This window comes from Mesorhizobium sp. M1B.F.Ca.ET.045.04.1.1, from assembly GCF_003952465.1.
GTDB classification, from domain to species: domain Bacteria; phylum Pseudomonadota; class Alphaproteobacteria; order Rhizobiales; family Rhizobiaceae; genus Mesorhizobium; species Mesorhizobium shonense.
The window spans coordinates 5385030-5397864 of record NZ_CP034448.1 but is presented as its reverse complement, the minus strand read 5'-3'; the positions used below and the strand labels follow the sequence as shown (position 1 = coordinate 5397864).

Sequence of the window (12835 nt, the reverse complement as noted above, 5' to 3'; positions counted from 1 at the left end):
AGGGCCGTCCTCAACCCAAATGGGCGATCGCCTGCGCCTTATGCGCCGCCTCGACAACGGCCAGCGCCGTCATGTTGACGACGCCGCGCGAAGTCACCGAAGGCGTCAGGATATGCGCGGGCTTGTCGGTGCCGAGCAGGATCGGACCGACATGCAGCGCGTCCATCATCGCGCGCAGCGCCGTCAGCGTGATGTTGGCCGAATCGAGGTTCGGAAACACCAGCAGATTGGCTTCGCCCTTCAACCGCGAATGCGGGTAGACGCGCTGGCGCAAATGTTCCGAGAGAGCGGAGTCGGCATGCATCTCGCCGTCGCACTGCAGGTCCGGCGCGATGCGCGCCAGGATCGACGCCGCCTGGCGCATCTTCAGCGCGCCGGGCGAATCGCGCGAGCCGAAATCCGAATGCGACAGAAGCGCCGCCTTAGGCTCGATGCCGAAACGCTGGATTTCCTCAGCCGCAAGCACCGTCATCTCGGCGATCTCCTCCGCCGTCGGATCGACCGAGACATGGGTGTCGGTGAGGAAGATGATGCCGCGCTGCGAGATCAGCATCGACAAAGTTGAGAGATCGCGGTCCTTGATGCCGGGACGCGGCCCGATGATCAGCGTGACATTGCGCAGATGCCGCTCGAAGCGGCCCTCGAGCCCGCAGATCATCGCATCCGCATCGCCGCGCTTCAGCGCGAGCGCCGCGATCACCGTATTGTTGGTGCGCACCATGGTGCGGGCGGCTTCCGTCGTTATACCGCGGCGGCCGGCAAGCTCGATCAGGAGGTCGACATAATGGCGATAGCGCGGATCGTCTTCCGGGTTGATCAGGCCGAAATCGACGCCAGGCCGGATGCGCAGGCCGTAGCGCTTCAGCCGGACTTCCACGACATGCGGGCGGCCGATGAGGATCGGCTCGGCGATGCCTTCCTCCAGCACCACTTGCGCGGCGCGCAGCACGCGCTCGTCCTCGCCGTCGGCATAGATGACACGCTTGGCGCTGGAGGCCTTGGCCGAGGAGAACACCGGCTTCATCACCAGGCCGGAACGGAAGACGAAACGGTTGAGCTTGTCGATATAGGCGGCGAAATCGGCGATCGGCCGTGTCGCGACGCCGGTTTCGCAGGCTGCCTTCGCCACCGCCGGCGCGATGCGCAGGATGAGGCGCGGGTCGAAAGGCGAAGGGATCAGGAAATCCGGGCCGAACACCGGCGTCTCGCCGGAATAGGCGCGCGCCGCGACGTCCGAAGGCTCTTCGCGGGCAAGCGCAGCGATCGCCCTGACCGCCGCCATCTTCATCTCCTCGTTGATGGCGCTGGCGCCGCAGTCCAGCGCGCCGCGGAAGATGTAAGGAAAACAGAGCACGTTGTTGACTTGATTGGGAAAATCGGAACGCCCGGTGCAGATCATGGCGTCCGGGCGCGCCGCCCTTGCCACTTCCGGCATGATCTCAGGCGTCGGGTTGGCGAGCGCCAGGATCAGCGGTTTCGGCGCCATATGCTGCAGGAGGTCGGGCTTGAGCACGCCGGCGGCGGAGAGGCCGAGGAATACATCGGCGCCCGGGATGACATCGGCCAGCGTGCGCGCTTCCGTGTCCTTCACATAAGGGTCTTTCCAGCGGTCCATCTCCTCGGCGCGGCCCTTCCAGGCGACGCCGAAGCGGTCGGTGACCCAGATGTTTTCCACCTTGGCGCCGAGCGAGACCAGAAGATTGAGACAGGCGAGTGCTGCAGCGCCGGCGCCGGAGGTGACGATCTTGATGTCGGCAATCGTCTTGCCGGCGAATTCCAGCCCGTTGAGCACCGCCGCCGCGACTATGATCGCCGTGCCATGCTGGTCGTCATGGAAGACCGGAATGCCCATGCGGGCCTTCAGCCGCTCCTCGACCTCGAAGCATTCCGGCGCCTTGATGTCCTCGAGGTTGATGCCGCCGAAGGTCGGCTCGAGCGCGGCCACCGTCTCGACCATGCGCCCGATCTCCGGCGCGTCGATCTCGATGTCGAAGACGTCGATGCCGGCGAATTTCTTGAACAGCACCGCCTTGCCTTCCATCACCGGCTTGGAGGCGAGCGGGCCGATATTGCCGAGGCCGAGCACCGCCGAGCCGTTGGAGACGACGCCGACGAGGTTGGCGCGCGCCGTGTAGTCGGCGGCGGTCGCCGGGTCGTCGCGGATCTCGAGGCAGGGCGCGGCGACGCCCGGCGAATAGGCAAGCGCGAGATCCCGCTGGTTGCCGAGCGGCTTGGTCGCCTGGATCTCGAGCTTTCCCGGGGTGGGATGCTTGTGGAAGAAGAGCGCGGCCTCGTCGAGGTCCGATCTGGCCGTTTTCTTGCTCTCGCCGTCCATCCGGCCCCTCCTTGCGCTTCCTGCTTTCGAGCCTTTTAGAGCAATTCCAGGAAAAGTGTGAAACGGTTTTCCGTCCGGAATTGCGTCAGGCAGATACATGCGGCGACGATTCTTCGCGACGCCAAATCTTGGCTGATGCGTTCACATTGCCGAATCTGAAATAGCCAAGCTATTTCAGCCGGTTGGAGCGAAACTCTCTGGCTTTTTGCGACAGCCGCCGACCAGCCCGGTCAAAACGCGCTGACATAGAGCCCGCCGTCGACCGGAATGTTCTGCCCGGTGAGATAGCCTGCGTGGACCGAGCAGAGGAAGGCGCAGATCTGGCCGAATTCCTCCGGCGTGCCGAGACGTTTTGCCGGCACATCGGCGCTGATGCGGGTTTTCCGTGCGGCGGCGGCTGCCGGGTCTTCCGGCGTGCCGGCCTCATGCGGGCCGCGCAGCCGGTCGGTGTCGAGCTTGCCGGGCAAAAGGCTGTTGATGGTGACGTTTCGGTCAATCACCGTGCGCGCGACGCCGGCAAGGAACGAGGTCAGCCCGGCTCGGGCGCCCGACGACAGGTCGAGCCCGGGGATCGGCACATAGACCGACAGCGAGGTGATGTTGACGATCCGGCCGAAGCCGCGCTTCGCCATGCCGTCGATCACCGCCTGGATCAACTCGATCGGCGTCACCATGTTCTGCGTCACGCCTTCGAGGATCTTTGCGCGGTCGAGCTCGCGGAAATCGCGAAGCGGCGGGCCGCCATTGTTGTTGACCAGGATGTCGGGGTCTGGGCAGGCGGCAAGCATTGCCTTCTGCACCTCCGGCTTCGACACGTCGCCGGCGACTTCGATCACCTTGACGCCGAACTTTTCGCGGATTTCCTGCGCGGTCTTTGCCAGAAGCTCGGCGTTGCGGCCGTTGACGACAAGGTTGACGCCGGCTTCGGCGAGCGCGATCGCGCAGCCGCGCCCAAGTCCCTTGCTCGAAGCGCAGACGATGGCTTTCTTTCCGCGAATGCCGAGATCCATGGTGATTTCTCCTTTTTCGAGGGCGGCAAGCTAGCGCCTGGGCTGGACCAACCGCAACCGTCATACGGTTGTTGCATGAATCGAGGCATAGGCACGCGAAAGCAAAGGGTGAAATCGCGATGTCCGGTCCAGAGCCCCGTACTTTTCGCACGATGTTCATTTCCGACGTGCATCTCGGCTCGAAGGCGGCCAAGGCCGATTTCCTGATCGATTTCCTGCGCCATCACGACGCCGATACCATCTATCTGGTCGGCGACATCGTCGACGGCTGGCGCCTGCGGCGCAGCTGGCATTGGCCGCAGAGCCACAACGACGTCGTGCAGAAATTGCTGCGCAAGGCGCGCAAGGGCGCCTCGATCACCTACATCGCCGGCAACCACGACGAATTCGCCCGTCAGTTCCAGGGCGTGCATTTCGGCGGCATCGTCGTTGCCGACCGCGCCATTCACGAGACCGCCGACGGCAGGCGCTTGCTGGTCATCCATGGCGATCAGTTCGATACTGTCGTGCACAACCAGCGCTGGCTCGCTTATCTCGGCGACTACGCCTATGACGCGGCAATGCTGGTCAACCGGGTGGTGACGAAGCTGCGCCATCTGCTCGGGCTGCCTTACTGGTCGTTCTCGTCCTGGGCGAAGGTCAAGGTCAAGAAGGCGGTGAACTTCATCGGCTCGTTCCAGACGGTGCTCTCCGAGGAAGCGCGGCGCTCGCATGTCGACGGCGTCATCTGTGGCCACATCCACCATGCCGCGATCGAAAACTATGGCGATGTGCAGTACATCAACACCGGCGACTGGGTGGAGAGCTGCACGGCGGTGGTCGAGCATTTCGATGGCAGCATGGAAATCCTGACCTGGGCGCATGTGCTGCCCGGGGTTCCGGTCGGCAAGGATACGCTGGTGCCCGTCGATATCGTCGATCTCAAGGGCAGGGCGGCCCGGGCTGCCTGAGCGCCTCGCGCATCGATCTCAAGCGGCAACCGCGCTGCGATCGCGGCCATACTGGCGCGGTGAAGCACCCATCACGCGTTTGAAGGCCGTGCTGAAGGCGCTCTCGGATACGTAGCCGAGCGAGAGCGCAATGACCGAAGTGTGCTCGCTGGAATTGGCGAGCCTTTCGCCGGCGAGCAGCATCCGCCAACGGGTCAGATATTCCATCGCCGAGGTTCCGACCATCTCCTTGAACTTCAGTGCGAAATTCGACCGCGACATGCCGGCGCGCTCCGCCAGTTCCTGCAGGGTCCAACGGTGCGCAGGATCCTCGTGCATGGCGCCGATCGCGGCGCCCATCTGCTTGTCGGCAAGGGCAAAAAGCCAGCCGACACCGCCATTCGGCCCTTCCGCCATGTGCAGGCGCAGTGCCTGGACCAGCATCATGTGCGAAAGGTGCTGCGCCACCAGGAAGCCGCCCGGCTGACCTTCGCTGAGCTCCTGCATCATCCGCTCCACCGACCAGCGAAGTGCGGATTTGTCCTCTTCCCGGCGGATATGGATAATCGGCGGCATCATCTTGAGCAGGATGTCGGCGTGACGGCCGCTCAGCACGAAACGGCTGCCGACCAGGAAGACATCGCCGCCGCCATTGTAGGTGACGACTCCGCCGGCGCGGGCAGGGGGAAAGATGGTGTGCGCACCGACCGGTGTGAGGCTGATGTCGCTTGTCATACGGAACGGTCGGCCACCCGGCAGCAGGAAGCAGTCGCCCGCGGTTAGATGCACCGGCTCGGGCACGCCTTCCACGACCAGCCAGCATTGGCCCGAGACGACCGCGTAGCATTTGATGCCGATGTTGCGGGGGAACTCAATCGACCAGTCTCCGCCGGCATCGAAGCCGGCCGAGACGTTGCTCTGCGGTTTCAATAGCGACAGCACGTCAGATAGCGGGTCCATAGGCGCTCTTGGACGATTGCGAAGATAATACGGACTTTGCCGCATAGATCGTCTTTCCTCAAGCGCTTATTTGAACGCGACGGGCCGCCAAGCAGCGGCGCCGATCAAATCAAACAAAGGAAACTGCAATGCGTGTCTTCGTCACCGGAGCCACCGGCTTTGTCGGCTCGGCCACTGTCCAGGAACTTCTCGGAGCCGGCCACCAGGTGCTCGGCCTTGCCCGCTCGGATGCCAGCGCCGACGCTCTCGCCGCCGCGGGCGCCGAGGTGCTCAGAGGAAATCTGGAGGATCTCGACAGCCTCCGCCGCGGCGCGGCGCGGGCGGATGGCGTTATCCATACCGGCTTCAACCACGACTTCTCGAGGTTCAAGGAGAATTGCGAGACCGACCGGCGCGCCATCGAGGCGATGGGCTTGGAGCTTGCCGGCTCCGACCGGCCGCTGATCGTCACCTCCGGCATCGGTCTGGTCCAGCCCGGCCGTCTCGCGACCGAGGACGTTCCGCCTGCGTCCAATCCATCGATCCCGCGTGTGTCGGAGCAGACGGCCTATGCCGCCGCCGAGAAGGGCGCGCGCGTGTCGATCATCCGCCTGCCGCCATCGGTCCATGGCGCCGGCGATCACGGCTTCGTCCCGATCCTGATCGGCATTGCCCGCGAGAAGGGCGCCTCGGTCTATACAGGCGAAGGCCTCAACCACTGGCCGGCCGTGCACCGGCTCGATGCTGCCAGGCTCTACAGGCTGGTGCTGGAGAAGGGCCGGGGCGGCGCCCGCTACCACGGCGTCGCCGAGGAGGGCGTGCCGTTTCGCGAGATCGCCGGCGTCATCGGCCGCAGGCTCGGCGTTCCGGTGGTGAGCAAGAGCCGGGAAGAATCCGCCGAACATTTCGGCTGGTTCGCGCATTTCGCCGCGATCGACAACGAGGCATCGAGCGCCCTGACCCGGCAGGAACTGGGTTGGGAGCCGACCCAGGCCGGGCTGATCGAGGACGTCGACCAGCCGACCTATTTCCAGAACTGAGCGAGGAGCACGGCAAGCCCGGGGCGCAGGAGCGCCACGGGCCTGAGATTTCTTTGTCTTTCAACAGCTTTAGCTTGATCGATTGGTCCAGGCAGTTCCGCCGCGTCTTGCCGCATGATAGGGATCGAAACGCGTTGCAGGTCGTGGGATGCAGCGTAATTGGATCGATTCATGTCGCTGCCGCCGCTTTCGCCTGAGCAACTCGTCAAGCCGAGCCATTTCGAACTGCGCATGAGCCTGATCTTCGCGACATTGTTTGTGTCGCAGGGCACGCATCTGCCCTATTTTCCGCTCTGGCTGGAGGCGAAAGGTTTTCATGCCGAGCAGATCGCCGTCATCCTGGCCGCGCCGATGTTCCTGCGCGTCGTGACGACGCCGATGCTGACCGCGCTTGCCGACCGGGCGAAGGATCGCGCCAACGTCTATATCGCGCTTGTCGCGGCCACGATGATCATTTCGGCCGGCTATTTCCTGCCGGCCACCTATGTGGGCGTGCTGGCCGTCTCGCTGTTGCTCTCGATCCCTTGGACGCCGCATTCGCCGATGGCCGATTCGCTGGCGCTGTCGGGCGTGCGCCGATTCGGCTCGAACTACACAGCCATGCGCAAATGGGGTTCGATCTCCTATTTCTGCGCCAATGTCGTGGGCGGCTTCATCCTGGCAGCCACGGGTCCTCAAGCCGTTCCGGTGATCATCTTCGTGGCCCTTGCAGCCGCCCTCGTCGCGGGGTTGTGGGCGCCGCGCATGGGGCGGCCCCGCAAGGCGTCGCCGCTGTCGGCGACCGATATCCAGCATTCGGCCCCGAGCCTTCTCAACGCCTATTTCCTCTATTTCACCCTCGGCGTCGGCATCATCACCGCCAGCCACGCTTTCCTCTACGGATTTGTGTCGATCTACTGGAAGTCGATCGGCATCGGCGATTCCGTCGTTGGCCTGCTGTGGGCCTGGGGCGTGATCTCCGAGGTCTGCATGTTCCTGTTTTTCAACCGCATTTTCGCCTCTGTTTCGGTTGTCAGGGTGATGGTGATCGCCGGCATGGGTTCGATCGTGCGCTGGATCGCCTTTCCGCTGGTCTGGCCGCTCGGGCTGGGCGTCGCCGGCTTCTTCGGCGTCCAGACGCTGCATTCGGTGTCGGTGGCGATGGTGCTGATCGGCCTGCAGAAGATGATCGGCGAAACGGTTTCCGAGGAACGCACCGGTGCCGCGCAAGGCATTGCCTATTTCTTCAACGGCTTCTTCATGGCGGCGGTGACGCTCGCTTCCGGCCCGCTCTACGATCGTCTCGGCGTTGACGGGTTCCTGGCGATGATCCCGATCGCGATTGCCGGCCTCGTGCTGATCGGCCTTGCCGCCCGCTCAGCCCCACAGCGCCCGGTCGGGGGTGACACCAGCGATCCCTGGTAGACCAGGCCGGGCTCACGGTCGCGCGCAAGCAGCAGCGGGCCGTCGAGATCGACGAAATCGGCGCCTTGCGCCAGCAGCACCGCCGGCGCCATGGCAAGCGACGTGCCGACCATGCAGCCGACCATGATGCCGAAACCCAGTTCGCGGGCGCGGTTGCGAAGGATCAGCGCTTCGGTGAGGCCGCCCGATTTGTCGAGCTTGATGTTGACGGCGTCGTAGAGGCCGGCAAGCGCTTCGAGGTTCTTCGCCTCATGCACACTTTCGTCGGCGCAGACCGGCACCGGATGCGCGATCCGACGCAGGATGTCATCCTTGCCTGCCGGCAGCGGCTGCTCGACCAGCGCGATGCCGTACTCGGCAGCAAAGGCAAGGTTGGCTTCGACATTGTCGTCGGTCCATCCCTCATTGGCGTCGAGGATGATGCGGCTTTGCGGAGCGGCTTCGGTCACCGCACGTATCCTTGCCATGTCGTTGTCGCCGCCGATCTTGACCTTGAGCAACGGCCGCGAGGCGTTGGCGCGGGCCTGCGCCGCCATCGCCTCGGGCTCGGCGAGCGAAAGCGTGTAGGCGGTTTCCAGCGCTTTCGGCGAAACAGCGCCGATGGCGTTCGCCACCGGCCTGCCGCTGAGCTTGGCCTCGAGATCCCACAAGGCGCAGTCGATGGCGTTGCGCGCCGCGCCGGCCGGCATGGCGGCGAGCAGGGCGGTGCGGTCGATGCCGCCGATGATCTGGCCGCGCATCGCCTCGATTGCGGCGTGCACGCCCTCCATCGTCTCGCCGTAGCGCTTGTAAGGGACGCATTCGCCGCGCCCGACGTGCCCGTTCTCGCCGATCGTCACCGTGATGACCTCGGCCCCGGTTTTCGATCCGCGCGAGATGGTGAAGGTGCCCGCGATCGGGAATCGCTCGGCCTCGACCGAAATGACACGCGCCATATTTTTCTTCTCCGGCTGTGCGACACCGGTCTGCCGGCAAATCGACACGCCAGTCCCGTCACGCTAAACAGGACGCCATGTTGACCATCCGCAAACGCGACGCAAGCGCCGCCGCCAAGGACAACCACCAGCCGCGCATCGCCGTCGGCGAGGAGTCCGGCGTGCTCGGCTGCGCTTTTTCCGGTGTCTGGACGACGCGGACCGTGGCATCGGTCGATGCCGAGATGCGCAAGATCGAGAAGCGCAGCGGCGCCAAGCAGCTGATGCTCGATCTTTCCCATATCGAGAAGATGGATACGGCCGGCGCCTGGCTGATCGACCGGCTGGCCAGCGCCTTCGAGAAGAAAGGCGTCGAGGTCCATGTGCAGGGGCAGAGCGAGATCGCCTCGATCCTGCTCGGCGCGGTCGGCGACGCGGTGCGGCGCGAGCCCGAATCGGGCCCGGCCGGGCCGCCCAACATCATCCTGCGCGCGCTGGAGCTGGTCGGCCGCCGCGTCTACGAGATGCGCGACGACTTTCTCGCCTCGATGAACATCCTCGGCGCCACCATCCGCGGCGCGCAGATGAAGCTCGGGCGCGGCCATGCCGTCAATCCGGCCGCGATCTTCAACCAGATCGACCGCATGGGCGTCGGCGCCATCCCCGTGGTGGTGCTGATGTCGGCGATCGTCGGCGCGATCGTCGCCCAGCAGGGCGCCTACCAGCTCAGCTATTTCGGCGCCGACATCTTCGTCGTCGATCTCGTCGGCGTGCTGATCCTGCGCGAGCTCGGCGTGCTGATGACGGCGATTATGCTTGCCGGCCGCTCGGGCAGCGCCATCACCGCCGAGATCGGCTCGATGAAGATGCGCGAGGAGGTCGATGCGCTGAAGGTGATCGGGCTCAACCCGATCGGCGTGCTGGTGTTTCCGCGGCTTGTCGCCCTGGTGATCGCGCTGCCATGTTTGACGATCATCGCCAATTTCGCCGCCCTTGGCGGCGGCATCGTCGCCGCCTGGCTCTATTCCGACATTCCGCCGGCGGCGTTCATCGACAGATTGCGTGTCGCCATCGACCTCAGCACCATCTTCGCCGGGCTGATCAAGGCGCCGTTCATGGCCATGATCATCGGCACCATTGCTTCCGTCGAAGGCATGAAGGTCGGCGGCAGCGCCGAATCGCTCGGCCGGCATGTGACCGCCTCGGTGGTGAAATCGATCTTCGTCGTCATCATCCTCGACGGGCTTTTCGCCATGTTCTACGCAGCGATCGAGTTCTGAAATGGCAATCGCGAACGGCAACGGAACTCAGACGACGCAGAACGCGGATGAAAGCGAGATCGTGCTTTCGGTTCGGGACGTCACCGTCGCCATCGAAGACAAGCTGATCCTCGACAAGCTTTCGCTCGACATCAAGCGTGGCGAGATCCTGGGTTTCGTCGGCGCGTCCGGCGCCGGCAAGTCTGTGCTCTTGCGCACCATCCTCGGGCTGATGCCTAAGCAATCGGGAACCATCAAGCTGTTCGACGTCGACGTCGACAAGGCAAGCGAGGTCGAGCGCCTGCGCATCGACATGCGGCTTGGCGTTCTCTTCCAGCACGGAGCGCTGTTTTCGGCGCTGACGGTGCAGGAAAACGTGCAGGTGCCGATGCGCGAATATCTGGACCTGCCGAAGGCGCTGATGGACGAGCTCGCCATGCTGAAGGTCGAACTGGTCGGGCTGCCGCCCGATGCGGCGCAGAAATTCCCCTCCGAGCTTTCCGGCGGCATGATCAAGCGCGCGGCGCTGGCGCGCGCGCTGGCGCTCGATCCGGATATCGTCTTTCTCGACGAACCGACCTCGGGCCTCGATCCGATCAGCGCGGCCGAGTTCGACGAGCTGGTCGTCAAGCTGCGCGATACGATGGATTTGACGGTCTACATGGTCACGCACGACCTCGATACGCTGTTTACCGCCTGTGACCACGTGGCGGTGCTCGGCAAGAAGAGGGTGCTGGTCGAAGGCACGATCGACGATATGCTCAAGAGCGAGGAGCCGTGGGTAAAGTCCTATTTCCGCGGAAAACGCGCTCGGCAACTTGATCTTGCGGCGCGCGCATAGCCATAAGTGAGGCAATGGAAACCAGAGCCAACTACGTCATTGTCGGCATCTTCACGCTGGCCGCGATCCTCGCGGCCTTCGCCTTCGTCTACTGGACCGCCGCGATCGGCGAACGGGGTGAGACGACACTTTTGCGCGTGCGCATTCCCGGTTCCGCTTCGGGCCTTGGCCGCGGCAGCTTCGTGCTGTTCAACGGCGTCAAGGTGGGCGACGTCAAACGGGTCTATATCGACGTCGACAATCCGACCGTCGCCATCGCCGACACCGAGATCGACCGCATGACGCCGATCACCAAGTCGACGCAGGCCGATATCGGGCTCGCGGGCCTTACCGGCCAGGCCAATATCGAGCTCAGGGGTGCCAATCCGAAGGAAGTGAAGCTGCTCGACCAGGCCGAGAAGGAAGGCCGGGTTCCGGAGATCGTCGCAAATCCGTCGGCCGTGACCAACTTGTTGCAGACGGCGCAGAACATCTTCACCCGCGCCGACAAGGTGCTGTCCGAACTCGAGGGCTTCACCAAGGACGTTCGCGGCCCGCTGACGCAGACCGTCAAGAATGTCGAGACCTTCTCCGACGCGCTGGCCAAGAATTCGGACGGCATCGACAAATTCCTGTCCGCCGTGAGCTCGCTTTCGGAGCAATTGCAGAATGTGTCGGGCCGACTCGACAGCACGCTGAAGGCGGCCGAGGGGCTGCTCAACTCGGTCGACAAGGACCGGATCAAGAGCATCGTCGCCAATGTCGACACGGTGACCGCAAACCTGAAGGAAACCTCGAAGCAATTCGACTCCACCATCGACAACGTCAACACGGCGGTTGGCTCGATCAACGACTTCGCCAAGCAGACGCAAGGCACGCTCGCCAAAGTCGACAACGTGCTCGACGGCATCGATCCGGCCGACGTGCGCACGGCGATGGCCAATATCCAGAAGGCGAGCGACAGCGCCAACAAGGCGGCCGCCGACATTGCCAAGGTCACCGACAAGACAAGATCGCCAACCGCTCCGACGACATCAACGACACCATCAAGAATGCCCGCCAGCTTGCGCAGCGCCTCAACGACGCTTCGGTGCGCGTCGACGGCATCCTCGAAAAGGTCGACAAGCTTCTCGGGTCCGGCGAGGCCAACGGCGTGATGGCCGACGCCAGGGCGACGCTGAAATCCTTCAAGCAGGTCGCCGACACGCTGAACGCTCGCCTCGGCACCATCACCGACAATCTGGCGCGCTTCTCGGGCTCGGGGCTGCAGGACGTGGAAGCGCTGGTGCAGGACAGCCGGCGGTCCATTAGCCGCATCGAGGAAGCAGTGACCGACCTCAGCCGCAATCCGCAGCGCATCCTGACGGGCGGCGAGGGAGAGGTTCGGCAATTCGATGGCAGGGCGCGGCGTTGACTTCGGATGCTGCGAACGTCAAGAACATGGCTTGCAGCTGTAAGTTGATCGTAAGGTCCGGGGACAACGGGGATCGCGCGTGAAGTCGGGTAGAGGGTGGTTGAAGCCGGTTGCCGCCGCGGCGCTCGTGTTGGCGCTCGCCGGTTGCGCGGCACTGGCAAGCAAACCGGCGCCGCTCGATACGTTCGAGCTTTCGGCTCCTTCGGTCGAAATGCGCGGCCACAGCCGCCGTCAGATCCTGATCGCTCAGCCTTCGGCGCTGAAGGCGCTGGACAGCCAGAACATCGTGATCAGGCCCTCCGACCAGTCGATCCAGTTCCTCAAGGGCGCGCAATGGGCGGACCGCCTGCCGCTGATCGTGCAGGCCAGGCTCGCCGAGACCTTCCAGCGTTCCGGCAGCTTCGCCGGCGTCGGAAAGCCGGGCGAGGGGCTGGCGATCGACTATCAGATCATCGTCGAGGTCCGCTCTTTTGAAGTCCGGGTCAATGGCGGCGAACATGCCGATGTCGACCTGTTCGTGCGCGTCCTCAACGACCGCAATGGCGAGGTGCGCGCCTCGAAGAGCTTCACGGCGAGCGCACCGGTCTCCGGCAGCGGCAATGCCGCCTATGTCGGCGCGCTGGACAACGCCTTCGGCCAGGCGGCAAAGGACATCGTCCGCTGGACGGATTCGGTGATCTGATATCGCTCACTGAGGCGAACGACAGCCGATCTTCGCGCCAAGCCAGAACGAGATGCAGGGCGGCAAGCTTAGCTAAATTAAGAGACGCC

The 12835-nt window shown here is 64.2% G+C and carries 9 protein-coding genes and 2 pseudogenes; 7 read left to right on the top strand and 4 right to left on the bottom strand.

The genetic code is table 11. From position 1 onward, the window contains the following. Positions 1–10: 10 nt before the first annotated feature. The gene (locus EJ071_RS26725) at positions 11–2335 is read right to left on the bottom strand and encodes an NADP-dependent malic enzyme (RefSeq protein ID WP_126100534.1); all 2325 of its coding nucleotides are present in this window, start codon (positions 2333–2335) and stop codon (positions 11–13) included. Positions 2336–2565: 230 nt separating this feature from the next. Beyond that, complete coding sequence (locus EJ071_RS26720; protein ID WP_126100533.1) at positions 2566–3345, bottom strand: SDR family oxidoreductase; 780 nt, start codon at positions 3343–3345, stop codon at positions 2566–2568. Positions 3346–3464: 119 nt separating this feature from the next. On the opposite strand from EJ071_RS26720, the gene EJ071_RS26715 reads away from it, so the two are divergent. Then, positions 3465–4295 (top strand): UDP-2,3-diacylglucosamine diphosphatase, encoded by an 831-nt coding sequence (locus tag EJ071_RS26715; RefSeq protein ID WP_126100532.1) that lies wholly within the window; start codon positions 3465–3467, stop codon positions 4293–4295. Positions 4296–4313: 18 nt separating this feature from the next. Here the strand turns inward: EJ071_RS26715 and EJ071_RS26710 are convergent, their stop codons facing one another. After that, on the bottom strand, positions 4314–5234 hold the full coding sequence (locus EJ071_RS26710; RefSeq protein WP_126100531.1) for an AraC family transcriptional regulator: 921 nt from the start codon (positions 5232–5234) through the stop codon (positions 4314–4316). 128 nt (positions 5235–5362) lie between these two features. On the opposite strand from EJ071_RS26710, the gene EJ071_RS26705 reads away from it, so the two are divergent. Further along, complete coding sequence (locus EJ071_RS26705) at positions 5363–6253, top strand: SDR family oxidoreductase (protein WP_126100530.1); 891 nt, start codon at positions 5363–5365, stop codon at positions 6251–6253. Positions 6254–6424: 171 nt separating this feature from the next. Then, positions 6425–7657, top strand: a complete 1233-nt coding sequence (locus EJ071_RS26700) for an MFS transporter (RefSeq protein WP_126100529.1) — start codon at positions 6425–6427, stop codon at positions 7655–7657. Here the strand turns inward: EJ071_RS26700 and dgcA are convergent. Beyond that, positions 7627–8592: pseudogene (gene dgcA / locus EJ071_RS26695) on the bottom strand (N-acetyl-D-Glu racemase DgcA); the annotation flags it as partial. The gene EJ071_RS26700 and the pseudogene dgcA overlap by 31 nt on opposite strands. Before the next feature lie 77 nt (positions 8593–8669). On the opposite strand from dgcA, the gene EJ071_RS26690 reads away from it, so the two are divergent. The 4 genes and pseudogenes from EJ071_RS26690 to EJ071_RS26675 all read left to right on the top strand — a co-directional run bounded on the left by EJ071_RS26690 (position 8670) and on the right by EJ071_RS26675 (position 12746). Continuing rightward, a complete protein-coding gene (locus EJ071_RS26690) occupies positions 8670–9851 on the top strand; it encodes an ABC transporter permease (RefSeq protein WP_126100528.1) in 1182 nt (393 codons plus the stop codon). Between the two features lies 1 nt (position 9852). After that, a complete protein-coding gene (locus EJ071_RS26685) occupies positions 9853–10671 on the top strand; it encodes an ABC transporter ATP-binding protein (RefSeq protein ID WP_126100527.1) in 819 nt (272 codons plus the stop codon). A 14-nt stretch (positions 10672–10685) separates the two neighbouring features. Continuing rightward, positions 10686–12064, top strand: a pseudogene (locus tag EJ071_RS26680) (MlaD family protein). A gap of 79 nt (positions 12065–12143) precedes the next feature. After that, positions 12144–12746, top strand: coding sequence for an ABC-type transport auxiliary lipoprotein family protein (locus EJ071_RS26675; RefSeq protein WP_126100526.1), 603 nt, complete (start codon positions 12144–12146; stop codon positions 12744–12746). Positions 12747–12835 lie beyond the last annotated feature (89 nt).